This is a genomic window from Klebsiella sp. H-Nf2 (assembly GCF_002806645.1).
GTDB classification, from domain to species: Bacteria; Pseudomonadota; Gammaproteobacteria; order Enterobacterales; family Enterobacteriaceae; genus Klebsiella; species Klebsiella variicola.
Genome location: NZ_PIBL01000004.1, coordinates 172,049 through 196,098 on the forward strand (window position 1 = coordinate 172,049; position 24,050 = coordinate 196,098).

The following is a 24,050-nucleotide window of genomic DNA, read 5'->3' on the forward strand; positions in this document are numbered from 1 at the left end:
GAGGGTTCTGAATTTTGGTGGAGCTAAGCGGGATCGAACCGCTGACCTCTTGCATGCCATGCAAGCGCTCTCCCAGCTGAGCTATAGCCCCACAGGACCTCTTTACGAACCAAATCTGCTGGGTGCAGAATTTGGTGGAGCTAAGCGGGATCGAACCGCTGACCTCTTGCATGCCATGCAAGCGCTCTCCCAGCTGAGCTATAGCCCCGTAACGTAAAGCGTGTCGTGTTGACGGGCGGCATAATATGAATTCCTCGCTCAGGTGTCAACGGCAAAATTATCCTTCGCTATTCAATCGCTGAAAAAGCAGGCAACTCGCTGACATTGCGAGCCTTATCGCAGCCAGAAGTTAAACAGGTCACTTTTTCACGTAAAAGGATGCTATAACATGGGCAGCTAATTCCCATACATTTACTCAGGAAATAGTATGCTCAAGGAACGAATGACACCTGAAGAAATCGCCCATCTGACCGGCTACAGCCGGCAAACCATCAATAAGTGGGTGCGGAAAGAAGGATGGCAAACCTCTCCGCGGCCTGGCGTCCAGGGTGGCAAAGCGCGGCTGGTCCATGTCAATGAGCAAGTCAGGGAGTTTATCCGCAGCGCTCAGCGCGTGGCAGAGACACCGGGCGCCTATTCTACCCATGACAGCGATCTGGAATCGCTGCTGCTGACCCTTAGCAAAGAGCTCACTCCCAGCGAGCAGAAGCAGCTTATGTCACTGTTGCTACGCGAAGGGATCACCGGGTTACTGCTTCGGTTAGGGCTCCGCGATCGGTAAACCATGATGAAACTGAAAGATAAAATGACACCCGCAGAGCTCGCCGACTGCCTGGGACTAGCCAGACAAACGATCAATCGCTGGGTTCGCCAGCAAAAATGGCGCACGGAAGCGATACCCGGCGTCAAAGGAGGACGCGCGCGACTGGTGGTCATCGACAAACCGGTGCTCGAATTTCTGACCAATGCGCCTGCCAGGCGCCATCTGTTTACCGACAATCATTTGGCGGAATCGCCTGGCGCGTATCTGGTCAATGAGGCTGACGTGGTCTGGCGGCAAATCACGGAAACCCTGCAACTGATGACCCCGGCCGAACAGCTGCAGCTTCGCGATCTGCTGGCCCGGGAAGGGATTAGCGGCTTTCTTGCCCGCCTCGGCATCGCCAGCCCGGTGTAACAGACAAAAAAACGGCAGGGGTAACCCTGCCGTTGTTTCATCCACGTCCCAATCAGGACGCCTGACCTTCACGTTCAGCGATAAAAGCCAGCGCTTTGTTGATACGCTCAACGCTACGGGATTTACCGATAGCGTGGACGGTGACGTCAAGCGCAGGAGACTGCCCTGCCCCGGTAACCGCCACGCGCAGCGGCATGCCGACTTTACCCATGCCGACTTCCAGCTCATCAGCGGTTGCCTGAATTGCATGGTGGACGTTCTCCGCTGTCCAGTCGCCGATCGCCGCCAGCTTGTCGCGAACCACTTCCAGCGGCTGACGCGCCACCGGACGCAGATGTTTCTTCGCCGCATCGGCGTCGAACTCAGCGAACTCTTCATAGAAGTAGCGGCAGCTCTGAGCAATCTCTTTCAGCGTTTTGCAACGCTCGCCCAGCAGTTTCACCAGCTCGGCCAGCTGTGGGCCATTACGGGTATCGATATTTTCCTGCTCGATGTGCCACTGCAGATGCGTCGCCACGTATTCCGCCGGCAGCGTATTGATGTAGTGATGGTTCAGCCACAGCAGTTTGTCGGTATTGAACGCACTCGCAGATTTGCTGACTGCGCCCAGCGAGAAGAACTCGATCATCTCTTCACGGGTGAAGATCTCCTGATCGCCATGGGACCAGCCCAGACGTACCAGATAGTTAAGCAGCGCTTCCGGCAGATAACCGTCGTCACGATACTGCATCACGCTCACTGCGCCGTGACGTTTGGACAGTTTTTTACCGTCATCACCGTTGATCATCGACACGTGCGCGTATACCGGAACCGGCGCATTCAGCGCTTTGAGGATGTTGATCTGGCGCGGCGTGTTGTTGATATGATCTTCACCACGGATCACGTGGGTGATCGCCATATCCCAGTCATCCACCACGACGCAGAAGTTGTAGGTCGGGGAGCCATCGGTACGGCGAATGATCAGATCGTCCAGCTCCTGGTTGCTGAACTCAATCGGTCCGCGGATCTGGTCGTCGAAAATAACCGATCCTTCCTGCGGGTTGGCGAAACGCACGACACACGGCTCATCATCAGCATGATGCTCGTGGCTATGGCGGCAGCGGCCATCGTAACGCGGCTTCTCACCGTTCGCCATTTGCTCTTCGCGCAGCGCTTCCAGACGCTCCTTCGAGCAATAGCATTTATAGGCGGTGCCGGCTTCCAGCATCTCATCGATCACGTTGTTATAACGATCGAAACGTTTGGTCTGGAAATACGGGCCTTCATCCCATTCCAGATTCAGCCAGTTCATGCCATCCATGATGGCTTCAATTGCTTCCGGGGTGGAGCGTTCGAGATCGGTGTCTTCAATACGCAGCACAAACTCACCGCCGTGGTTACGAGCAAAAAGCCAGGAATAGAGAGCAGTACGCGCACCGCCAACGTGCAGATAGCCTGTTGGGCTTGGCGCGAAGCGAGTTTTGATTTTCATGAATTGGCCTTACGTTTAATAAAGATGCCGATAGCCGGCAATGTCCGGTGGAAATTATGGGTCAATATTCTAACACCGTGGGCTGATTCCTCAATGTTGTTCCCGTCGGAACGTCACGGTTTGCCATTTTTGTTTATAAATCATGCTATGCCGCCGGTTTTGCGATCGCTTTGTTTAATTTTACGACGAACGAACGAATTCTTTAGAAAAGGCGTTGACTCATTTTCAACTCTCCCTATAATGCGACTCCACACAGCGGGGGTGATTAGCTCAGCTGGGAGAGCACCTCCCTTACAAGGAGGGGGTCGGCGGTTCGATCCCGTCATCACCCACCACTACTTAACGTAGTCTCCGCCGTGTAGAACAGAAAATTGAGAAGTGGGTGATTAGCTCAGCTGGGAGAGCACCTCCCTTACAAGGAGGGGGTCGGCGGTTCGATCCCGTCATCACCCACCACTTTCTCGCCAGCTGGATTTTCTGTCAAAATGTGAAGTACCGAAGTGGGTGATTAGCTCAGCTGGGAGAGCACCTCCCTTACAAGGAGGGGGTCGGCGGTTCGATCCCGTCATCACCCACCACTTCGGGTCGTTAGCTCAGTTGGTAGAGCAGTTGACTTTTAATCAATTGGTCGCAGGTTCGAATCCTGCACGACCCACCAATGTAAAAAGGCGCCCTAAAGGCGCCTTTTTGCTATGCGCCGAACATGGCCCTGCCACGAGTTCCCCCGCAGCACTCCCCCTGTCAGCGCTGATACAGCGGATCTTCCACCCTCGCAGCGGTTAAGTTTGCCCCTTCTTCACGCACAATTTCCCATAACGCCTGAGCGGCGGTCGACAGCGAGCGATTTTTCCGGCATGCCAGCATCAGCTGCCGCTCCATCACCGGGGTCAGCCGCTTCACCGTCAGATGGCTCCCCTGCGGTAACGGCAGCGCCAGCGCCGGCAGAACGCTGATGCCAATTCCCGATTCTACCATCGGAAACAGCGTTGCCGGGTGACCAATCTCCTGCACAATGTTCGCCCGGATAGCCAGCCTGCTAAGGGCCGCATCAATCAGCGGACGGCTGCCGGAGGCATAGTCCTGCAGGATCAGTCTCTCATCCTGCAGCGCCTGCCACGGCACCTCCGTCAGGCTGGCAAAAGGATGATCCTCCCGGCAGAGCAGCAAAAAGGGTTCCGCGAGGACCACTTCACATTGCAGATCTGCCGCCGGGCCGGGGTCAATCACAATGCCGAAATCCACTTCCCCATGGCGAATACTCTCCAGCACCCACTGCTGGGGCCGGTCGTGCAACACAAAATCGATATCAGGATAACGACGGTTGCTGTGAGCAATACACTGCGGAATAAGGTGGGCGGAAATCGTCTGACTGGCGGCGACCTTGACGGTACCGCTCATCTGCTGGCCGACGCGCCCGGCGTCACGCAGGGTAATCGTCAACTCATCAAGCAAACGCTCCAGCCGCCCCGCCAGCTGCTGACCCGCTTCGGTGAGCACGACTTCGCGAGTGGTACGGTCGAGTAGCCGGACGCCTGTCTGGTGCTCCAGCTCCTTGACGCTATGGCTGACGGCCGACTGACTTAAGCCAATCATCTCCCCTGCCCGGCTGAAGCTTCTGGCCCGGGCGACGGTGACGAATACTTTTAACTGACGCAGAGAGTAATTCATCTTTTTTATTCATGAATAGATGCAATAAATCAATTTTATTTCTCAAATGAAAAAAAGCACAATAGCGCATCTCTTTTCAGGAGCGTTTATGAAACTTTTCCGCATTCTCGATCCGTTTACGGCAACCCTGGTCACCGTTGTCCTGCTGGCCTCATTCTTCCCCGCCCGTGGCGCTTTCGTTCCCTTCTTTGAACATCTGACCACCGCCGCCATTGCCCTGCTGTTCTTTATGCACGGCGCTAAACTCTCCCGGGAAGCGATTATCGCCGGCGGCAGCCACTGGCGTTTGCATCTGTGGGTGATGTGCAGCACCTTTATTCTCTTCCCGGTACTCGGGGTTCTGTTTGCCTGGTGGGCGCCGGTGAATGTCGATCCGATGCTCTACAGCGGCTTTATCTATCTGTGCATTCTGCCGGCCACCGTGCAATCCGCTATTGCCTTTACTTCGCTGGCCGGAGGCAACGTCGCGGCGGCGGTTTGCTCAGCCTCTGCCTCCAGCCTGCTGGGGATCTTTGTTTCACCGCTGCTGGTGGGCGTCCTGATGAACCTTCATGGCGCAGGCGGCAGCCTGGAGCAGGTCGGTAAAATCATGCTGCAGCTGCTGCTGCCTTTCGTACTCGGTCACTTATCGCGGCCGTGGATTGGCAACTGGGTGGCGAAGCATAAGAAGTGGATTGGTAAGACCGACCAGACCTCGATTCTGCTGGTGGTTTACTCCGCCTTTAGCGAGGCGGTGGTGAATGGCATCTGGCATAAAGTCGGTCTGGGATCGCTGCTGTTTATCGTGGTGGTCAGCCTGGTGCTGCTGGCCATTGTCATCGCCGTTAACGTGTTCGTCGCCCGCCGCTGCGGCTTTAACAAAGCCGATGAGATTACTATCGTCTTTTGCGGTTCTAAAAAGAGTCTGGCCAACGGCATCCCGATGGCCAATATTCTCTTCCCGACCTCCATCCTCGGCATCATGGTGCTGCCGCTGATGATCTTCCACCAAATCCAGCTGATGGTCTGCGCGGTGCTGGCGCGGCGCTACAAGCAGCAAACCGATGCGCGTCTCGCTGAGGAAAAGGCCAACGCCGCCAAAGCTTAACGCGCTTTCTTCAGGGGCTGAACCAGATCGCTCAGCCCCTCTGTTTTAATCAGCAGGGTCAACGCCATCAGCTCGCCGAGATGGCCGGCAGGAAACTGATCCTTACGCGCAAACCACAGTAAATACTCTTCCGGGACATCGATTAAACGACGTCCCTTGTATTTACCGAACGGCATCTCGGTATTGGCTATTTCGACCAACTGCGCTTTATCCACGTTATTCTCCCAGCAGGCGCATCATTTCGGCTTCATCAATCACCTCAATGCCCAGCTCCTGCGCTTTCGCCAGCTTAGAACCCGCCGCTTCGCCGGCAATTACCAGGTCAGTTTTCTTCGACACGCTACCTGCCACCTTCGCCCCCAGCGCGACGAGACGCGCTTTGGCGTCATCCCGCGACAGCTGACTCAGGCTGCCGGTCAGGACCACGGTTTTACCCGCAAACGGGCTATCAATCTCTTCCGCTTTCACCACGACTGGCGCTGGCCAGTGAACGCCTTCGGCCAGCAGCTGTGCGATGACATCGCGGTTGCTCTCTTCGGCAAAGAAGTTGAAGGTATGGGTGGCAACCACGATGCCAACATCAGGGACTTTTTGCAGCTCCTCAATGGAAGCCTGCTCCAGGGCTTCAAGAGTGCCGAAATGCGCCGCCAGGGCCGCCGCCGTCGCTTCGCCTACCTCGCGAATCCCCAGAGCGTATAGGAAGCGTGCGAAGGTCGTCTCTTTGGCTTTTTCCAGAGCATTGACCACATTTTGCGCGGACTTCGGCCCCATCCGATCCAGCCCGGTGAGTTTCCCGGCGCTCAGGCGAAACAGATCCGCCGGAGTATGGACGTACTCTTTCTCCACCAACTGGTCGATGATCTTGTCGCCCATGCCGTCAACGTCGAGCGCGCGACGGGAGACGAAGTGCTTAAGCGACTCTTTACGCTGCGCGCCGCAGATAAGGCCGCCCGTACAGCGGGCTACCGCCTCGCCTTCCACTCGCTCAACGTCGGACTGACATACCGGGCAGTGGGTCGGGAAGACAACATCCCGGGCATCCGCCGGACGCTCGGAAAGCACCACATTGACCACCTGCGGGATCACGTCGCCAGCCCGGCGAATCACTACCTTGTCGCCGATTTTCAGACCTAAGCGTTCGATTTCATCGGCGTTATGCAGGGTGGCATTGCTCACCAGCACGCCGGCGACATGGACCGGCTCCAGGCGCGCCACTGGCGTGATCGCCCCGGTGCGCCCTACCTGGAACTCCACATCCCGGACGAAAGTCATCTGCTCTTGTGCCGGGAATTTAAAGGCCACGGCCCAGCGCGGCGCGCGGGCCACAAAACCCAACTGCTCCTGCAGCGCCAGCGAATCGACTTTGATCACCACGCCATCAATGTCAAAGCCCAGATGAGGACGATCTTCCTCGACTTTACGATAGTAAGTGAGCACTTCCTCGGGAGTATGGCACAGGGTGACGCGATCGCTCACCGGCAGTCCCCAGACTTTGAACTGCTGCAAACGGGCCGAGTGGCTGGCCGGCAGCTCACCGCCCTCCAGCACGCCAACGCCGTAGCAGAAGAAAGTAAGCGGTCGCTTCGCCGTGATGCGCGGATCGAGCTGGCGCAACGAACCCGCCGCCGCATTACGCGGGTTAGCAAACACTTTTCCGCCGGTGCGGCGCGCTTCTTCATTGATTTTTTCAAACCCGGCCTGCGGAAGGAAAACCTCACCACGCACCTCAAGACGTGCCGGGATATTCTCACCATGCAGCTTGAGGGGGATAGTGCGAATGGTACGCACATTGGAGGTAATATCCTCGCCGGTGGTACCGTCGCCGCGGGTCGCGGCCTGCATCAGTACGCCGTTTTCGTAGAGAATACTCACCGCGAGGCCGTCGAGCTTGAGCTCGCAGCAGTAGGTGAGATCGTCAGTGCTTTTCAGGCGATCCTGGACCCGCTTGTTGAAGGCGAGAAAGCTCTCTTCATCAAACACGTTGTCCAGCGACAGCATCGGCACTTCATGGCGGATCTGGCTGAAGGCAGTCAGTGGCGCCGCCCCCACCCGCTGAGTCGGCGAGTCCGGGGTAATCAGCTCCGGATGTTGACTCTCCAGCGCGCGCAGCTCGCGCATCAGGCGGTCATATTCCGCATCGGGCACTTCCGGTGCGTCCATAACGTGGTACAGATATTCATGATGGCGAAGCGTGGTTCGCAGTTCAGTCAGTTGTTGTTCGATCGGTTCCATATCACACCATCAATGATAAAAAACCCCCGACAGGCGGGGGTTGAGAAGGAGTTGAGATAACGCGGGACGTCAGGCGTTCGCGTCTTTCACTTCGCGAATACGATCCTGGTATTCACGCAGTTTTTGCGGCGTCATCATGCGACGCTGATCGTCAAGCACCACGCCGCCCACTTCATCGGCGATATACTGTGCAGACTGCAGCATCAGCTTGAAGTTCTGCAGTTCATCACCGTAGGAAGGGACCTGCATAAAGATAGTCACCCCAGGGGTCATCATATCCGCCATGCTGTCCGGATTGAAGGTCCCCGGTTTCACCATGTTGGCCAGGCTGAACAGCACCGGACCGCTGCCATCCGGGCTCAGATGGCGGTGGAAAATATTCATTTCACCAAACTTGAAACCGGCCTGCTGGATGCTGTTGATCAGCACCTCGCCGTTAAGCTGTGCGCCATGATGGGCGGCGACGTTCATCACAATGACCGTCTCTTTACGCTCTTTCGGCTGCGGCGGCTCTACCGGCTGCGGTTCGGCGAAAGCGGGCTGCGGCGTGGCAACAGGCTGTGGCGCAGGTTGCTGCGGGGCGGCAGGCTGCGGCTGAGCGACGGTCGGCGTCACCGGCTGCGGTGCGACAGGCTGCTGCACAACAGGCTGCGGCTGATGTTGGGGTTGCACGGGCGGCTGCGCGGGCTGCGGCTGTTGCCAGCCAGGCTGCGGAGCCGCATGCGGCACAGGCTGCTGTCCCTGCGGTTGAACCGGGGCCTGGCGCGGCGATTGCTGCGGCTGGCGAACCGGTTCATCAGGACGCACAGGCTGCTGCATCTGGCGCTCGTAAGGCGGCTGGTACTGGTGCTGCGGCGCCTGACGAGGGGCTTCATGCTCCCCATGCGCGCCGTGCGGGGCGTGAGTGACCGGATGAACGCGGACTTCACCTACGCCTTCAACATTATCATCAAAGTCTTCGTTTTCCGACTCATCGTCGCGCGACTTCATACGTTTCAGTGGGCGATCGCGAAACATCGAAGAACGTTCTTTACGGCTGGTCCAAAAACCATGTACCAGTAAAGCGATTATGGCGATCGCGCCAACAATGATTAATATCAGACGCAAATCCTGCATCATTATATTCTCTGTTGTTCTAACACCTTGCCACCACGGCAAACATTTACTCACTAAGAGTATTTGCCGATTACCTCAAGTGCAAGTGCGTCGGTGGCTTTCACCACATAAAGATGAACTAAATCGTGCTTTTTGCTGTTTTTTCGAACATTTCCTAACTGGTTATTGTCTGGCGACCCGATAAAATAAGCGAGCATTCACACTGGATGTTAAAAAAGGAGCATTGCCTGGCTATGGTTTCATCATCCGCACCGACCCCGCGTAGCGGCGTTTATTATTTTTCGCAGGGCTGGAAACTCATCGGGCTGCCGGGCATACGGCGTTATGTCTTTTTGCCTTTGCTGGTTAACGTGCTGCTGATGGGCGGAGCCTTCTGGTGGCTGTTTACCCGTCTCGACAGCTGGCTCCCCTCGCTGATGAGCCATGTGCCGGACTGGCTGCAGTGGCTGAATTACCTGCTGTGGCCGGTGGTGGTGCTCTCGATTCTGCTGGTGTTTGGTTACTTCTTTTCGACTATCGCCAACTGGATAGCTGCGCCGTTCAGCGGCCTGCTGGCGGAACAGCTGGAAGCGCGTCTGACTGGCGCCACCCCGCCGGACGTCGGCGTCTTTGGCATCATGAAGGATATTCCGCGCATCATGAAGCGTGAGTGGCAGAAGCTGGCCTGGTACCTGCCCCGCGCCATCGTGCTGTTGCTGCTCTACTTTATTCCCGGCGTGGGGCAGACCGTCGCGCCGGTACTCTGGTTCCTGTTCAGCGCATGGATGCTCGCGATTCAATACTGCGATTATCCCTTTGATAATCATAAGGTCCCCTTCAAGACCATGCGCGAAGCGCTGCGCAGCCGCAAAGTGATGAATATGCAGTTTGGGGCGCTCACCAGCCTGTTTACCATGATCCCGGTGTTAAACCTGGTGATCCTGCCGGTGGCCATCTGCGGCGCCACCGCGATGTGGGTCGATTGCTATCGCGATAAGCACGCGGTCTGGAAGTAGCGTCACGCGTCCGCCCGGGAGCGGCTGAGGCCGCTCCTTATATCTCGCTTATTCCTTCTTGCTTATCATTATTTCCCTTCCGCATATAGATATGCTAAATCCTTACTTCCGCATATTCTTTAAGCGGGTATGCTGATGCCGTACCCCCAAATTTCATACAGTTAAGGACGGGCCATGAGTAAGATTTTTGAAGACAACTCCCTGACTATCGGTCACACGCCGCTGGTACGACTGAACCGCATTGGTAACGGCCGTATCCTGGCAAAGGTAGAATCTCGTAACCCGAGCTTTAGCGTAAAATGCCGTATCGGCGCCAATATGATCTGGGATGCTGAAAAGCGCGGCGTTTTGAAACCTGGCGTGGAACTGGTCGAACCGACCAGCGGCAACACCGGTATCGCCCTCGCCTACGTGGCGGCGGCCCGTGGTTACAAGCTAACGCTAACCATGCCGGAAACCATGAGCATCGAGCGCCGCAAGCTGCTGAAAGCGCTGGGCGCCAACCTGGTACTGACCGAAGGCGCAAAAGGCATGAAAGGCGCCATTCAGAAAGCGGAAGAGATCGTCGCCAGCAACCCGGAAAAATTCCTGCTGCTGCAGCAGTTCAGCAACCCGGCTAACCCGGAAATCCACGAAAAGACCACTGGCCCGGAAATCTGGGAAGACACCGATGGTCAGGTGGACGTCTTTATCTCTGGCGTAGGCACCGGCGGTACGCTGACCGGCGTCAGCCGCTACATTAAAAACACCAAGGGCAAAAAAGATCTGATCACCGTCGCGGTCGAACCGACCGATTCGCCGGTCATCTCCCAGGCGCTGGCGGGTGAAGAGCTCAAGCCGGGCCCGCACAAAATTCAGGGTATCGGCGCCGGCTTCATTCCTGGCAACCTGGATCTGAAGCTGGTGGACAAAGTGATCGGCATTACCAACGAGGAAGCTATCTCCACGGCGCGCCGTCTGATGGAAGAAGAAGGCATCCTGGCGGGTATCTCTTCCGGGGCCGCCGTTGCCGCCGCGCTGAAGCTGCAGCAAGATGAGGCCTTTACCAATAAGAATATTGTGGTTATCCTGCCTTCCTCTGGTGAGCGTTATTTAAGCACTGCGCTATTTGCCGATCTCTTCACTGAGAAAGAACTGCAACAGTAGTGCCAGCTTGTAAATAATGTGTAAAAAAGCACCTTTTCAGGTGCTTTTTTGTGGCACACGTCAAAGTTTTACCCCTCCTGGCATTGATTCACCTCGTAGGGTCTGGTATTTAACCAGCACATTTATTTTGATGCGCGAAATTATTCAGAAGAGGATTTCCGCCAGCTGAATCGATTTTATGATTTGGTTCAAGTCTTCCTTTCGCGGCATAATGTTTAATGACGTGCTAGACGTCAATGGCCCGCAGGTCTTCGCAGCGCCAGGCGCTGCCGACGCCAAGGCCGGAAACGTAACGCCGGCGCTAACAATACAGGCTAAAGTCGAGTCGTTAGACTAGACTTTAGGTCCACAACACTAAACCTATAAGTTGGGGAAATATAATGTTCCAGCAAGAAGTTACCATTACCGCTCCGAACGGTCTGCACACCCGCCCTGCTGCTCAGTTTGTTAAAGAAGCTAAAGGCTTCACTTCTGAGATCACTGTAACCTCCAACGGCAAAAGCGCCAGCGCCAAAAGCCTGTTCAAACTGCAGACTCTGGGCCTGACCCAGGGCACCGTAGTGACCCTCTCCGCTGAAGGCGAAGATGAGCAGAAAGCTGTTGAGCATCTGGTTAAACTGATGGCTGAACTCGAGTAAGTTCACGGGTTCTTTTTCATATCAGTCACAAGTAAGGTAGGGTTATGATTTCAGGCATTTTAGCATCCCCGGGTATCGCCTTCGGCAAAGCACTGCTGCTGAAGGAAGATGAAATTGTCATCGACCGGAAGAAAATTTCTGCCGATAAGGTTGATCAGGAAGTCGAACGTTTCCTGAGCGGCCGCGCCAAGGCCTCCGCCCAGCTGGAGGTCATCAAAACCAAAGCTGGTGAAACTTTCGGTGAAGAAAAAGAAGCCATCTTCGAAGGGCATATCATGCTGCTGGAAGATGAGGAGCTTGAGCAGGAAATCATAGCCCTGATTAAAGATAAGCACATGACTGCCGACGCGGCAGCCAATGAAGTTATCGAAGGTCAGGCCACTGCCCTGGAAGAGCTGGACGATGAATACCTGAAAGAACGTGCGGCTGACGTACGCGACATCGGTAAGCGCCTGCTGCGCAACATCCTTGGTCTGTCGATTATCGATCTGAGCGCGATTCAGGATGAAGTCATCCTCGTCGCCGCCGATCTGACCCCGTCTGAAACCGCACAGCTGAACCTGAAAAAAGTGCTGGGCTTCATCACCGACGCGGGCGGCCGTACCTCTCACACCTCCATCATGGCGCGTTCCCTGGAACTGCCGGCCATCGTGGGCACCGGCAGCATCACGGCGCAGGTGAAAAACGGCGACTATCTGATTCTCGACGCGGTGAACAACCAGGTTCTGGTCAACCCGTCTAACGAGCAAATTGAAGCGCTGCGTAATCTGCAGGCTCAGGTTGCGGAAGAAAAAGCCGAACTGGCGAAACTGAAAGATCTGCCGGCGATTACCCTCGACGGCCATCAGGTTGAAGTCTGCGCCAACATTGGTACCGTTCGCGATGTCGAAGGTGCTGAGCGCAACGGCGCCGAAGGCGTAGGCCTGTATCGTACCGAATTCCTGTTCATGGACCGTGACGCGCTGCCAACTGAAGAAGAGCAGTTTGCGGCCTATAAAGCGGTGGCTGAGGCCTGTGGCTCTCAGGCCGTTATCGTGCGTACCATGGACATTGGCGGCGACAAAGAGCTGCCATACATGAACTTCCCGAAAGAAGAGAACCCGTTCCTCGGCTGGCGTGCCGTGCGTATCGCGATGGATCGTAAAGAGATCCTGCGCGATCAGGTGCGCGCCATCCTGCGTGCCTCCGCTTTCGGTAAACTGCGCATTATGTTCCCGATGATCATCTCTGTTGAAGAAGTGCGTGCGCTGAAGAAAGAGATCGAAATCTACAAACAGGAACTGCGTGACGAAGGTAAAGCATTTGACGAATCCATTGAGATCGGCGTGATGGTGGAAACACCGGCTGCGGCGACCATTGCTCGTCATCTGGCCAAAGAAGTTGATTTCTTTAGTATCGGCACCAATGATTTAACGCAATATACTCTGGCAGTTGACCGTGGTAATGATATGATTTCACATCTTTACCAGCCGATGTCACCGTCTGTACTGAATCTGATTAAGCAAGTTATTGATGCTTCTCACGCTGAAGGTAAATGGACTGGCATGTGCGGTGAGCTTGCGGGCGATGAACGTGCTACACTTCTGTTGCTGGGTATGGGGCTGGACGAATTCTCTATGAGCGCCATTTCCATCCCGCGCATCAAGAAGATTATTCGTAATACGAACTTCGAAGATGCGAAAGTATTAGCAGAGCAGGCTCTTGCTCAACCGACAACGGACGAGTTAATGACGCTGGTTAACAAGTTCATTGAAGAAAAAACAATCTGCTAATCCAAGAGATGCGCGGCCCAAATTACTGCTTAGGAGAAGATCATGGGTTTGTTTGATAAATTGAAATCTCTGGTTTCTGATGACAAGAAAGACACCGGAACTATTGAGATTATTGCTCCCCTCTCCGGTGAGATCGTCAACATCGAAGACGTGCCGGATGTGGTTTTTGCGGAAAAAATTGTGGGCGATGGGATTGCCATCAAACCGACCGGCAACAAAATGGTCGCGCCGGTAGACGGTACCATTGGTAAAATTTTCGAAACCAACCATGCGTTCTCTATTGAATCTGATAGCGGCATCGAGCTGTTCGTTCACTTCGGTATTGATACCGTTGAACTGAAAGGCGAAGGCTTCAAGCGTATCGCTGAAGAAGGCCAGCGCGTGAAAGTCGGTGACCCGGTTATCGAATTCGATCTGCCGCTGCTGGAAGAGAAAGCCAAGTCTACCCTGACTCCGGTGGTTATCTCCAACATGGACGAGATCAAAGAACTGATCAAACTGTCCGGTAGCGTGACTGTGGGTGAAACCCCGGTTATCCGCATCAAGAAGTAATGCTTGCTGCATAAAAATGGCGCCGAAAGGCGCCATTTTTTTTATATCGCGCTGGTCACCGGCTGATAGCATTTCTCCCGGGACAAAATGCGCAATCCCTCCGGCGTGCTCTCCAGAATACGTCGCTCACTGTCAGAGACCAGCAGATCGCACTGATACCCTCCGGCCAGGCCGAACAGCGACCGCGCCACGCAGGCATCCTCCAGCGCCGCCTCCCCTGTGGTATCAAAATGACCAACAATGCGCCCCTGTTGGCGAATCACTAACCGATAGCTTTTCATCTGTTTTTCTCCCGTGGCGGCAGGATCAGTTCGTCACACCCCTGTGCGGCAGTCCAGTTCATGACCTCCAGCACGCGCCGGGCGGCAGCCTGCGTCGCCGCCCCCAGCGCCAGGCCGGTGAGCAAACCGCTCACCAGCTCTGCACAGAACAAATCGCCTGTTCCCTTTAAGTCCGTTTCCACCCGTGGGTGGGTCACCACCTCCACCGCATCGGCCGTCACCACCAGCACATTTATCGTCGAACGCGCCTCTCCCGGCGCGCTGGTGATCACCACCCATTTCAGGGTATCTGACAGCAGGCTTCGCGCCGCGGCGACCGCCTCCTGCTGATTGCGACAGCGCCTGCCGCTCAGCGTCTCCAGCTCAAACAGATTGGGGGTGATCCCTTGCGCCAGTGGCAGAAGATGCTGACGATAGGCATCCGGGATCTCAGCCTTGACGTAGATGCCGCTGTCGACATCGCCGATGACCGGATCCACCAGAATGCACAGCCCGGGATGGCGGGCCCGCACCCGCGTCAGCCACTGCGCCAGACGTTCGATTTGCACGGCGTTGCCCATATAGCCGGTGGTCACCGCACGCAGTTCACGCAACGCGTCGCGCTCCTCCAGCGCCTGCAGATACCCGACAAACCACTCCTCCGGGATAATGCCGCCATAGAACGTCTCATAATGGGGCGTATTGCTGAACAGTACCGTCGGCACCGCCAGCACGCGCAAACCGTGCTGTTTAATCGCCGGAACCGCGATGCTGTTGCCAACGCTGCCATAGACTACCTGCGACTGCACGGCGACGATATCGACTTCCGACGCCCGGCTTTTGTCGTGAAAGAGCACTGATTGTATGTCATCTTGCTGGCCCATCTTTTCTCCCCCCGCTGGACAGCGGGTCACGCACTGATTATGATTCGTCCTATGCTAAATTTCATTTTGTCATAGGTCAATAATGTTTGCCGGAAAAACCGCCAGCGATATCTTCGATCATATCCGCCATCTGGTGCAGAGCGGCGGGTTGCAGCCCGGAGAGGTTCTGCCGCCGGTACGCGAGCTCGCCAGCCAGCTGGAGGTGAATCGCAATACCGTCGCCGCCGCCTATAAACGGCTGGTCACCTCCGGGCTGGCCGTCAGCCAGGGACGGAACGGCACGGCCATTAAAGCACGGGATCCGCTACCGGCGCTGGAGGGCGGTGACCCAACGACGCCGCTGAACGATATCTCCAGCGGCAATCCGGATCCCGCCAGACTGCCTGATTTAACCCGTTATCTGAGCCAGCTTGTCCGCACACCACGCCTGTATGGCGATGCTCCCATCGAGCCGCGGCTTGGTCAATGGGCCGAGGCGTGGTTTGCCAAAGAGATAGCAGTTCCCTTTGCGGTGAATCTCGCCAGCGGAGCGATTGACGCCCTGGAGCGTCTACTGTGCGCTCTGCTGCTGCCCGGCGACGGCGTGGTGGTCGAAGATCCCTGTTTTCTCAGCAGCATCAATATGGTGCGTTACGCCGGCTTTACCCCCTGCCCGGTGGCGGTGGATGCTGAGGGGATGGATCCTGACGGCCTGGAGGAGGCGTTACGCAACGGCGCGCGGGCGGTGATCTTAACCCCACGCGCGCACAATCCTACCGGCTGTAGTCTGACGGAAAATCGGGCGCATGCCCTGCGGGAGGTGCTGGCCCGCTATCCGCAGGTGCTGGCGATTGTCGATGACCATTTTGCCCTGCTGTCGGCCACGCCATGGTACTCCCCTCTTCCTGCAAGCACGCAACGCTGGGCGCTGGTGCGCTCAATGTCAAAAACCCTCGGGCCAGACCTGCGGCTGGCCTTTATCGCCAGCGATACCGATACCTCAGCGGCGCTGCGCCTGCGGCTTAACGCCGGCAGCCAGTGGGTCAGCCATCTGCTGCAGGACCTGACGCTGGCGTGTCTGACCGATGAGGCGTTTATCGTCTCGATGACGGAGACCCGTCGTCACTATCGCCAGCAGAATGAGAAACTGGCGGCGGCGCTGGCCCGGCACGGCTACAGCCATGCTACGCCAGGCGATGGCCTCAATTTCTGGCTGCCGCTGCCAGCGGCGAGCCAGCCCTACGCCTTACGCCTGGCCCGCGCCGGCTGGCTGGTGCGCGAGGGGGAAGTATTTGGTGTCCGGACGCCTGCGCACGGGCTGCGCCTGTCGCTGGGCCGTCTGAGTGACGCTGAGATTTCCCGCCTGGCGGCCGATATTGCGCTGGTCTTAAACCAATCCTGACGCAGGCCTTATCATTCGGCATGTTGATCCGCCGACCACATCGGTGAGTGATGGACGTCCTCCGACAAATTGACGGAAAAATAACCGGAAACAGGCGCTTTTCTGAAAGCGAAATGTGCCTGGCGCGAAAAGAGTAGACTTTACCGGACAACCCAACCAGGAAGGGACGCAAAATGAAAAACCTGCTCTGCGCGGTCATGGCGCTGTTACTCTCTTTTCCCGTCATTGCCAAACTCAATGCCTACCAGCAAGCGCGCATCAATGCGATGCTGGACGCTCTCGCGCAAAAACACGAGCTGACCTTCGTGCGCAATGGCGATCCCCACAGTTGTGAAGAGGCGGTGGCACATCTGCGGCTGAAATTAAGCAATACGCGGAACCGTATCGATACTGCAGAACAATTTATTGATAAGGTGGCATCATCGTCGTCTATCACCGGCAAGCCCTATATCGTCAGGATCCCCGGGGAAAACGATCAACAGGCGCAGTCTTACCTGCATACCCTGCTCGCCCGGACGGATAAAACAGTCCCGGTGGCGGACAAATAGCTCACAAGAAGGAGCACCAGAGATGCATCACACTGACCTGGCACTGAAAGCGGTTATTGAAGCCTGCGACCGCGCTATCTCGCAGGAAGATTACGATACCCTGATGGCCTATTACGCAGAAGACGCCGCGCTGGTCGTCAAACCGGGCATGGTGGTCAGAGGGAAAGAGAATATCCGCAAAGCCTTTATCGCCATTGCCGACTATTTCCAGCACCGACTGGTGGTGACTCAGGGGAAAATGGAGGTGATTGAAGGCGGCGGCAACGCGCTGGTGATTATGGAGACCCGGCTGGATATCCCGACGGCGGACGGGATATCCCAGGTTACGCGGCGCGCCACCTATGTCTTTCAGAAACAGGGCGGGCGCTGGCTGTGCACCGTCGATAACTCCTACGGCACCGACCTGCTCGATGCTTAGATCCCTGCCCCCTGGCTGAAGTGTTCCTCGCCGAACACGCCGGTGGAGAGGTAGCGATCGCCGCGATCGCAGACGATCGCCACCACCACCGCGCCAGGATTTTCACGGGCAATGCGTAACGCGCCCGCCACCGCGCCGCCGGAACTGACCCCGCAGAAAATGCCTTCCCGCACCGCCAGCTGACGCATGGTATTCTCGGCATCCTGCTGATGAATATCCAGCACCGCATCCACCAGCGAAGCGTTAAAGATCCCCGGCATATACTCTGCCGGCCAGCGACGGATCCCGGGAATACTGCTGCCCTCTTCCGGCTGCAGGCCGACAATGGCCACCGGTTTACTCTGTTCGCGCAAAAAGCGCGATACCCCGGTAATGGTGCCGGTGGTCCCCATGCTGGAGACAAAGTGGGTGATACGTCCCGCGGTCTGCTGCCAGATTTCCGGCCCGGTGGTAGTGTAGTGGGCGTAGGGGTTATCCGGGTTGTTAAACTGATCGAGCAGTTTGCCCTCTCCGCGCTGCGCCATCTCAAGGGCCAGGTCGCGGGCCCCCTCCATTCCCTGCTCTTTAGTGACCAGAATCAGCTCGGCACCGTAGGCACGCATCGCCGCCCGGCGCTCCTGGCTCATGTTGTCAGGCATCAGCAGCTTCATATGATAGCCTTTCAGCGCGGCGATCATCGCCAGCGCAATACCGGTGTTACCGCTGGTCGCTTCGATCAGCACGTCGCCGGGCTGAATTTCGCCGCGCTTTTCCGCTTCGACGATCATTGACAGCGCGGCGCGGTCTTTCACCGAGCCGGCCGGATTATTGCCTTCGAGTTTGACCCAAACTTCACTGCCGTTGTCCGGACCCAGACGCTGAAGCTTGACCAGAGGGGTATTGCCGATGGTGTGTTCGAGTGTATTCACGATTTTTACTCAATAAAAAAGCCGGGTGGCGCTTCGCTTACCCGGCCTACAAGACGCGTAAAAATTCCAGGCCCGGAAAGCGTAGCCTTACCGGGCGATAGACCTGCTCAATAAGCTATCAGGCCGACTCCGCCAGAGCAAGCTCGCCGCGCGGCTCGATACGCTCGGTACCGTTATACAAACGCGCGTTTTGCAGGCCAACGAACAGGCGTTCGCCGCGTGACGGCGCCTCATCGCCCGCCAGCACCACGCTCAGCGGTTCGTCATACCACCCCAGAGGCTGAACGACTAATTGGGTGTAGTGCCCTTTCGGGCTGGCTTCCAGCACCTGCACCGGCAGCGGGGAATCCAGGCTGGTCCGGCGGCTGATGTCCACTTCCCACGGACGCAGGAACAGATCCACCGGCCCCTGATATGTCGGGGTATAGCCTAACGGCCAGCGGTGCGCGCCAACGTGGAACTGTCCGCCGCGAATGGTGCCCTGCAGGCGGTTTACTTCGCCCATAAACTCCAGCACGAAACGGGTCGACGGTTCACGCCACACGCGCTCCGGGGCATCAGCTTGTTCGATGTTGCCCTGGCTCATCACCACCACCCGGTCAGCGACTTCCAGCGCCTCTTCCTGATCGTGGGTGACAAAGACGCTGGTGAATTTTAACTCTTCATGCAGCTGACGCAGCCAGCGGCGCAGTTCTTTACGCACCTGAGCATCCAGCGCGCCGAAGGGTTCATCCAGCAGCAAAATTTGCGGCTCCACCGCCAGGGCGCGCGCCAGCGCCACGCGCTGCTTCTGGCCGCCGGACAGCTGCGCCGGGTAACGTTCCGCCAGGTGGGACAGCTGCACCATCTCCAGCAGTTTGGTCACTTTGGCTTTAATCGCCGCCGCATTGGGTCGTTCACGGCGCGGCAGCACGGTCAGGCCAAAGGCGATGTTATCGAACACCGTCATATGGCGGAACAGCGCATAGTGCTGGAAAACGAAGCCCACTTTACGGTCGCGGGCGTGCAACCGGCTGACGTCGGTGCCGTGGAAGCGGATATGACCGCTGGTCTGATGCTCCAGCCCGGCGATAATCCGCAGCAAGGTGGTTTTCCCGGAGCCGGAAGGCCCCAGCAGCGCAACCATTTGTCCGGAAGGGATATCCAGCGAGATATCATTCAGCACCTGGGTGCGACCAAACGATTTCTTAATATTGGCAATCTCAATGCTCATGATTTCCCTCCTGTTGCGCGCGTTCTTTCTGATTGGCCAGACGCCATTGCAACATACTCTTTAAAAACAGGGTCAGAATAGCCATTAACGTCAGCAGGGCCGCAGCGGTAAACGATCCGACAGTATTGTAATCCTGCTCCAGTAGTTCAATTTGCAGCGGCAGCGACAGCGTTTCTCCACGAATCGAACCGGAGACTACCGACACTGCGCCAAATTCGCCGATGGCGCGGGCGTTGGTCAACACCACGCCGTACAGCAGCGCCCAGCGAATATTCGGCAACGTCACCCGGCGGAACATCTGCCAGCCGGAAGCGCCCAGCAGCACCGCAGCTTCATCTTCATGACTGCCCTGGCTCATCATCACCGGCACCAGCTCGCGCACCACAAACGGACAGGTGACAAAGATGGTCGCCAGCACCATGCCCGGCCAGGCGAACATGATCTGCAGGTTATGCGCATCAAGCCAGCCGCCCAGCGGGCCGTTAGAGCCATAAAACAGCAGATACACCAGACCGGCCACCACCGGCGAGACGGCGAACGGGATATCCAGTAACGTCAGCAGCAGCTGGCGGCCGGGGAAGGTAAAACGTGTCACCAGCCAGGCCAGCAGCGTACCGAACACCAGGTTCACCGGTACGGTAATCAACGCAATCATTACCGTCAGCCAGATGGCATGCAGCATGTCCGGGTTGGCCAGGTTTTCCAGCACCGGCATGAGCCCTTTGCTGAAGGCCTGGATAAAGATATAGAGCATCGGCACCACGAGGATGAAGGCGGAGACCACCATCCCGACGCCAATCAGAAACCATTTCCCCCAGTTGATGCGGGGCGCGTCGTAGCGTTTCAATTGAGTAACTTCCGCCATTAGTGACCTACCACGCGTCGACCAAAGCGACTCTGCAGGGTATTGATGGAAAACAGCAGCAGCAACGAGGCGGCCAGGATCACCGAGGCGATCGCGCTCGCCGCCGGATAGTCAAACTCCTGCAGACGAATAAAGATCATCAGCGAGGTCACCTCTGTCTTCCACGCGATGTTGCCAGCGATAAAAATCACCGCGCCGAATTCGCCGAGGCTACGGGTAAACGACAGGGCAATACCCGCCAGCAGCGCCGGCGACAGCTCCGGCAGCACCACTTTGCGAAAGCTCTGCAGGCGCGTCGCGCCCAGCGTTTCCGCCGCTTCCTCATACTCGGGCCCCAACTCTTCCAGCACCGGCTGCACGGTTCGTACCACGAACGGAATGCTGGTGAAGGCCATCGCCACGGCGATGCCGAGCCAGGTATAGGTCACTTTAATATCGAACTTCGCCAGCCATTCACCGTAAATTCCGTTAACGGAAAACAGCGAAGCCAGCGTCAGGCCGGCCACCGCCGTCGGCAGCGCAAACGGCAGGTCCATTAAGGCATCCAGCAGCGTGCGGCCCGGAAAACGATAGCGAGTGAGGATCCAGGCCATCAGCAGACCAAAGACGCCGTTAAAAATCGAGGCCACAAACGCCGACAGCAGCGTCACCTTATAGGCCGCCACCACCTGCGGATTGGTGATCACATCCCAGTATTGCGCCCAGCTCATCTGCGCCAGCTGCATCACCAGCGCGCTGAGCGGTAATAACAAAATCAGACAGACAAACAGCAGGCTGGTACCGAGGCTCAGGGTAAAGCCCGGCAGCACGCGCTTGGACGACACAGCAAACATTACTTACGCCCCGCCGCCAGCAGTTTGTCCAGTTCGCCGCCGCTGGCGAAGTGGGTTTTCATCACCTCAGGCCAGGAGCCAAACTTATCCTCTACGCGGAACAGCTCGGTCTGCGGGAATTTATCCTTCAGGGCGTCCATCACTTTCGGGTTGTTTACCCGGTAGTAGTAGTCAGTAATGATGGTCTGCGCCTGCGGGCTGTAGAGCCAGTTCAGATAGGCTTTCGCCGCCTTTTCTGTGCCATTGGCTTTGACGTTTTTATCCACCCAGGCCACCGGGAACTCAGCCAGAATGTTGGTTTTCGGGATCACCACTTCAAATCCCTGCGCCTCATACTGCTTACGAATATTGTTCACTTCCGATTCGAAGCTAATCAGCACATCGCCCAGGCCGCGTTCAGCAAAGGTGGTGGTCGCCCCGCGTCCGCCGGTATCAAAGACTTCGACGTTCTTCAGAAACTGGGTCATAAACTGTTCGGTTTTGGCTTTATCGCCGCCGTCGGCTTTATCCGCCGCGCCCCATGCCGCCAGGTAGGTATATCGGGCGTTACCCGAGGTTTTCGGGTTCGGGAAGATCAGCTTGACGTCAGAGCGAACCAGATCGTTCCAGTCATGAATGTTTTTCGGGTTGCCTTTACGCACCAGGAAACCCATCGTCGAATAGAACGGTGAGCTATTGTTCGGCAGGCGGCTTTGCCAGTCGGCCGGGATCAGGTTGCCTTTGTCATGCAGGATCTGCACGTCCGTCACCTGGTTGTAGGTGACCACGTCCGCCTTCAGGCCCTGCAAAATAGCCAGCGCCTGCTTGGATGAACCGGCATGCGACTGCTTGATGGTCAGCGTGTCCCCGCCATTGTCTTTCGCCCACTGCTGCTCAAAAGGCGGGTTAAGGGCGGCAAACAGCTCGCGGGAGACATCATAGGAACTGTTCAGCAGCTCCGTCGCCTGCGCCTGCGCGACCAGCAGCATGGAAGCCGCCAGCGCCAGATATCCTTTTTTCAGTGATTTAACGGCCATTGCGCACCCTTATCAACGTTGAACATTTTCTGATGTTCATCATATTTATAACGGGTACGAAAGGAGTAACGGTTTTATATACCGTTTGGCGATTTGGAAGTCGAAAAGAGAATAAGCAACTGGCAAAGCTTTGCTGAAAGCGGCTCGCAGATTAGACGTGTCATTGTGACAAACGGCAGCCAGGCGTGCACTGTGTTTATATGAAAAACACACAGATATTTGCTCGTCAGCTCAGACGTAGCTTAACGCCAACAGAACGTCGACTATGGTACTTACTGCGCAACCGCCATTTTGCTTGCTATAAGTTTCGCCGCCAGCATCCCGTTGGTCCCTATATTCTCGATTTTGCCTGCTGCGCAACACGGCTGGTGATTGAACTGGACGGCGGCCAACACGATGAGAGGCGTGCCTACGATGTTCGCCGCACCCGCTGGCTACAGAGTCAGGGATGGCGGGTTTTACGCTTCTGGAATAATGAGTTTGAAGAGTATGAAGATGCGGTGATGGAGAGAATACTTGAAGCGCTTGGGTCGCCGATGCCCTCACCCCGCCCCTCTCCCTGAGGGAGAGGGAGAAAAAGAGTCCGCACGCAGAATCCATAACCGCACCGTACCGTCCCCTCTCCCTCATGGAGAGGGAGAAAGAGAGTCCGCACGCAGAATCCATAACCGCACCGTACCGTCCCCTCTCCCTCATGGAGAGGGAGAAAGAGAGTCCGCACGCAGATTCCATAGCCGCACCGTACCGTCCTTTCTCTCTCAGGAGAGGGAGAAAGAGAGTCCGCACGCAGATTCCATAACCGCACCGCACCGTACCGTCTCCTCTCCCTCAGGGAGAGGGTGAAAGGCGGTCCGTACTGGGGCTTGCTAACCGTACCGAACGGTTCCCTCTCCCCCTCGGGGAGAGGGTTAGGGTGAGGGGAAAAAATTACAGCGCCTGAATACGCTCCAGGGATGGCGCGAAGTAATAGCCGCCGGTCACCGGTTTAGTGAAGCGCAGCATCGCGTCGCGTTTGCCGTCGGTATCGCCAAACATGCTCAGCAGCTGCTGCTCGATGTTATACAGGCGCGCGCAGTAGGCGCAGAAATAGAGACCATTGGTGCCGCTGGCGGTGCCGTACGGCAGGCTCTGACGGACGATTTTCAGCCCTTTGCCATCTTCTTTTAAGTCCACGCGGCTCAGGTGCGACGTGACCGGACGCTCGTCGCCATCGATCTCTTCGTTGGCTTCTTTGGTACGGCCGATCATCATCTCCTGATCCGGTACGCTCATGCGGTTCAGCTGTTTGAGATTATGCTCCCAGCGCTGGACAAACACGTAGCTGCCGCCCGCATCCACGCCGTCTTTGATCACCGCCACTTCGCGGCGGGTTTCTTCCCCCACCGGGTTTTCGGTGCCGTCGACAAAGCCGCTGAGGTCACGCTCTTCCACCCAACGGAAACCGTGGATCTCTTCTTTCACGTCGATAGCGTCGCCAAAGGCGGCCATCGCGGCCTGCGCCACCGAGAAGTTAACTTCATGGCGGGCGGATAAAATATGAATCAGCAGGTCATACTGGGTGGACGGCGCCAGCCCTTTGCCGTAGACCGGAAAATCTTTTAACTCTTCCGCCCCTTCGCCGCCGCTCAACTGACGCCAGACGTTATTGCCGAACGCCACCACCGCCCCGAGTTTGGCGTCAGGGAATTTAGCCTGGAAGGTGGCTACGTTATCAACAAAATTTTTGCTCGCTTCGCGCAGGGCGTTAACGTCCCCTTTGACATTGGCTTCAATCCAAATCGCCGCGCGGCAATGTTCCGGCAAAATGCCGCTCTGAACCTGAGACATCGCTCCTCCTGAAATGATGCAACCGCAACGCTATCGCGTTGCT

Annotated in this window: 25 protein-coding genes and 6 tRNA genes; 16 read left to right on the forward strand and 15 right to left on the reverse strand. The window is 56.8% G+C overall.

What is annotated here, in order from left to right; genetic code table 11:
* Nucleotides 1–15 precede the first annotated feature (15 nt).
* Nucleotides 16–91, reverse strand: a tRNA-Ala gene (locus tag CWM58_RS13080).
* 41 nt (nucleotides 92–132) lie between these two features.
* Nucleotides 133–208, reverse strand: a tRNA-Ala gene (locus CWM58_RS13085).
* A 219-nt stretch (nucleotides 209–427) separates the two neighbouring features.
* On the opposite strand from CWM58_RS13085, the gene CWM58_RS13090 reads away from it, so the two are divergent.
* A complete protein-coding gene (locus tag CWM58_RS13090; RefSeq protein ID WP_061153736.1) occupies nucleotides 428–781 on the forward strand; it encodes a YfeC-like transcriptional regulator in 354 nt (117 codons plus the stop codon).
* Between the two features lie 3 nt (nucleotides 782–784).
* The gene (locus tag CWM58_RS13095) at nucleotides 785–1,177 is read left to right on the forward strand and encodes a MerR family transcriptional regulator (RefSeq protein WP_012967480.1); all 393 of its coding nucleotides are present in this window, start codon (nucleotides 785–787) and stop codon (nucleotides 1,175–1,177) included.
* A 52-nt stretch (nucleotides 1,178–1,229) separates the two neighbouring features.
* Here the strand turns inward: CWM58_RS13095 and gltX are convergent, their stop codons facing one another.
* Entirely contained in the window at nucleotides 1,230–2,648 is a 1,419-nt protein-coding gene (gene gltX, locus CWM58_RS13100; RefSeq protein ID WP_100681074.1) for a glutamate--tRNA ligase, read from the reverse strand.
* Between the two features lie 259 nt (nucleotides 2,649–2,907).
* Between gltX and CWM58_RS13110 the strand changes: the two genes are divergently transcribed.
* From CWM58_RS13110 to CWM58_RS13125, 4 genes are all read left to right on the forward strand, one after another.
* Nucleotides 2,908–2,983: transfer RNA gene (locus CWM58_RS13110), tRNA-Val, on the forward strand.
* 45 nt (nucleotides 2,984–3,028) lie between these two features.
* Nucleotides 3,029–3,104 (forward strand) — tRNA-Val (locus tag CWM58_RS13115).
* A 46-nt stretch (nucleotides 3,105–3,150) separates the two neighbouring features.
* Nucleotides 3,151–3,226: transfer RNA gene (locus CWM58_RS13120), tRNA-Val, on the forward strand.
* Between the two features lie 4 nt (nucleotides 3,227–3,230).
* Nucleotides 3,231–3,306, forward strand: a tRNA-Lys gene (locus CWM58_RS13125).
* Nucleotides 3,307–3,389: 83 nt separating this feature from the next.
* Here the strand turns inward: CWM58_RS13125 and CWM58_RS13130 are convergent.
* Nucleotides 3,390–4,316: a LysR family transcriptional regulator gene (locus CWM58_RS13130; RefSeq protein ID WP_049152906.1), complete on the reverse strand. Its 927-nt coding sequence runs from the start codon at nucleotides 4,314–4,316 to the stop codon at nucleotides 3,390–3,392.
* Nucleotides 4,317–4,404: 88 nt separating this feature from the next.
* Here CWM58_RS13130 and CWM58_RS13135 point away from each other — a divergent pair, with 88 nt between their 5' ends.
* Nucleotides 4,405–5,403, forward strand: a complete 999-nt coding sequence (locus tag CWM58_RS13135) for a bile acid:sodium symporter family protein (RefSeq protein ID WP_008803879.1) — start codon at nucleotides 4,405–4,407, stop codon at nucleotides 5,401–5,403.
* Here the strand turns inward: CWM58_RS13135 and CWM58_RS13140 are convergent.
* The 3 genes from CWM58_RS13140 to zipA form a co-directional block, all read right to left on the reverse strand.
* Nucleotides 5,400–5,618 carry a DUF3820 family protein gene (locus tag CWM58_RS13140; RefSeq protein WP_002913440.1) on the reverse strand — a complete coding sequence of 73 codons (219 nt, stop codon included), beginning with the start codon at nucleotides 5,616–5,618 and terminating at the stop codon, nucleotides 5,400–5,402. The genes CWM58_RS13135 and CWM58_RS13140 overlap by 4 nt on opposite strands.
* Before the next feature lies 1 nt (nucleotide 5,619).
* On the reverse strand, nucleotides 5,620–7,635 hold the full coding sequence (gene ligA, locus CWM58_RS13145; RefSeq protein ID WP_100681075.1) for an NAD-dependent DNA ligase LigA: 2,016 nt from the start codon (nucleotides 7,633–7,635) through the stop codon (nucleotides 5,620–5,622).
* Between the two features lie 69 nt (nucleotides 7,636–7,704).
* On the reverse strand, nucleotides 7,705–8,754 hold the full coding sequence (gene zipA, locus CWM58_RS13150; protein ID WP_165785784.1) for a cell division protein ZipA: 1,050 nt from the start codon (nucleotides 8,752–8,754) through the stop codon (nucleotides 7,705–7,707).
* Between the two features lie 230 nt (nucleotides 8,755–8,984).
* On the opposite strand from zipA, the gene cysZ reads away from it, so the two are divergent.
* The 5 genes from cysZ (at nucleotide 8,985) to crr (ending at nucleotide 13,854) form a co-directional block, all read left to right on the forward strand.
* On the forward strand, nucleotides 8,985–9,746 hold the full coding sequence (gene cysZ / locus CWM58_RS13155; RefSeq protein WP_100681076.1) for a sulfate transporter CysZ: 762 nt from the start codon (nucleotides 8,985–8,987) through the stop codon (nucleotides 9,744–9,746).
* A 174-nt stretch (nucleotides 9,747–9,920) separates the two neighbouring features.
* Nucleotides 9,921–10,892, forward strand: a complete 972-nt coding sequence (gene cysK, locus CWM58_RS13160; protein WP_012967478.1) for a cysteine synthase A — start codon at nucleotides 9,921–9,923, stop codon at nucleotides 10,890–10,892.
* Between the two features lie 380 nt (nucleotides 10,893–11,272).
* Nucleotides 11,273–11,530 (forward strand): phosphocarrier protein Hpr, encoded by a 258-nt coding sequence (gene ptsH, locus CWM58_RS13165; RefSeq protein ID WP_002913505.1) that lies wholly within the window; start codon nucleotides 11,273–11,275, stop codon nucleotides 11,528–11,530.
* 44 nt (nucleotides 11,531–11,574) lie between these two features.
* Nucleotides 11,575–13,302, forward strand: coding sequence for a phosphoenolpyruvate-protein phosphotransferase PtsI (gene ptsI, locus CWM58_RS13170; protein WP_008803874.1), 1,728 nt, complete (start codon nucleotides 11,575–11,577; stop codon nucleotides 13,300–13,302).
* 42 nt (nucleotides 13,303–13,344) lie between these two features.
* On the forward strand, nucleotides 13,345–13,854 hold the full coding sequence (crr, locus tag CWM58_RS13175; protein WP_008803873.1) for a PTS glucose transporter subunit IIA: 510 nt from the start codon (nucleotides 13,345–13,347) through the stop codon (nucleotides 13,852–13,854).
* A gap of 41 nt (nucleotides 13,855–13,895) precedes the next feature.
* Here the strand turns inward: crr and CWM58_RS13180 are convergent, their stop codons facing one another.
* Nucleotides 13,896–14,135 (reverse strand): hypothetical protein, encoded by a 240-nt coding sequence (locus tag CWM58_RS13180; protein ID WP_012540941.1) that lies wholly within the window; start codon nucleotides 14,133–14,135, stop codon nucleotides 13,896–13,898.
* On the reverse strand, nucleotides 14,132–14,998 hold the full coding sequence (gene pdxK, locus CWM58_RS13185; RefSeq protein ID WP_074387905.1) for a pyridoxine/pyridoxal/pyridoxamine kinase: 867 nt from the start codon (nucleotides 14,996–14,998) through the stop codon (nucleotides 14,132–14,134). The genes CWM58_RS13180 and pdxK overlap by 4 nt, the downstream gene beginning before the upstream one ends.
* 82 nt (nucleotides 14,999–15,080) lie before the next feature.
* Here pdxK and ptsJ point away from each other — a divergent pair, with 82 nt between their 5' ends.
* The 3 genes from ptsJ (at nucleotide 15,081) to CWM58_RS13200 (ending at nucleotide 17,345) form a co-directional block, all read left to right on the forward strand.
* The gene (ptsJ, locus tag CWM58_RS13190; RefSeq protein WP_100681077.1) at nucleotides 15,081–16,379 is read left to right on the forward strand and encodes a transcriptional regulator PtsJ; all 1,299 of its coding nucleotides are present in this window, start codon (nucleotides 15,081–15,083) and stop codon (nucleotides 16,377–16,379) included.
* Nucleotides 16,380–16,552: 173 nt separating this feature from the next.
* Nucleotides 16,553–16,927 (forward strand): YfeK family protein, encoded by a 375-nt coding sequence (locus CWM58_RS13195; RefSeq protein WP_061153728.1) that lies wholly within the window; start codon nucleotides 16,553–16,555, stop codon nucleotides 16,925–16,927.
* Nucleotides 16,928–16,949: 22 nt separating this feature from the next.
* Nucleotides 16,950–17,345: a YybH family protein gene (locus CWM58_RS13200; protein ID WP_100681078.1), complete on the forward strand. Its 396-nt coding sequence runs from the start codon at nucleotides 16,950–16,952 to the stop codon at nucleotides 17,343–17,345.
* Here the strand turns inward: CWM58_RS13200 and cysM are convergent.
* The 5 genes from cysM to cysP all read right to left on the reverse strand — a co-directional run bounded on the left by cysM (nucleotide 17,342) and on the right by cysP (nucleotide 22,180).
* Complete coding sequence (cysM, locus tag CWM58_RS13205) at nucleotides 17,342–18,253, reverse strand: cysteine synthase CysM (protein WP_012540938.1); 912 nt, start codon at nucleotides 18,251–18,253, stop codon at nucleotides 17,342–17,344. The genes CWM58_RS13200 and cysM overlap by 4 nt on opposite strands.
* 118 nt (nucleotides 18,254–18,371) lie before the next feature.
* Nucleotides 18,372–19,466 carry a sulfate/thiosulfate ABC transporter ATP-binding protein CysA gene (gene cysA, locus CWM58_RS13210; protein WP_100681079.1) on the reverse strand — a complete coding sequence of 365 codons (1,095 nt, stop codon included), beginning with the start codon at nucleotides 19,464–19,466 and terminating at the stop codon, nucleotides 18,372–18,374.
* A complete protein-coding gene (cysW, locus tag CWM58_RS13215; RefSeq protein ID WP_008803867.1) occupies nucleotides 19,456–20,331 on the reverse strand; it encodes a sulfate/thiosulfate ABC transporter permease CysW in 876 nt (291 codons plus the stop codon). The genes cysA and cysW overlap by 11 nt, the downstream gene beginning before the upstream one ends.
* Entirely contained in the window at nucleotides 20,331–21,164 is an 834-nt protein-coding gene (cysT, locus tag CWM58_RS13220; protein ID WP_100681080.1) for a sulfate/thiosulfate ABC transporter permease CysT, read from the reverse strand. Before cysT ends, cysW begins: the two co-directional genes overlap by 1 nt.
* Nucleotides 21,164–22,180, reverse strand: a complete 1,017-nt coding sequence (gene cysP, locus CWM58_RS13225; protein ID WP_061153723.1) for a thiosulfate/sulfate ABC transporter substrate-binding protein CysP — start codon at nucleotides 22,178–22,180, stop codon at nucleotides 21,164–21,166. Before cysP ends, cysT begins: the two co-directional genes overlap by 1 nt.
* Nucleotides 22,181–22,380: 200 nt before the next feature.
* On the opposite strand from cysP, the gene CWM58_RS13230 reads away from it, so the two are divergent.
* Entirely contained in the window at nucleotides 22,381–22,743 is a 363-nt protein-coding gene (locus CWM58_RS13230; RefSeq protein ID WP_100681081.1) for an endonuclease domain-containing protein, read from the forward strand.
* A 364-nt stretch (nucleotides 22,744–23,107) separates the two neighbouring features.
* Here the strand turns inward: CWM58_RS13230 and CWM58_RS13235 are convergent, their stop codons facing one another.
* Complete coding sequence (locus CWM58_RS13235; RefSeq protein ID WP_100681082.1) at nucleotides 23,108–24,007, reverse strand: Dyp-type peroxidase; 900 nt, start codon at nucleotides 24,005–24,007, stop codon at nucleotides 23,108–23,110.
* Nucleotides 24,008–24,050 lie beyond the last annotated feature (43 nt).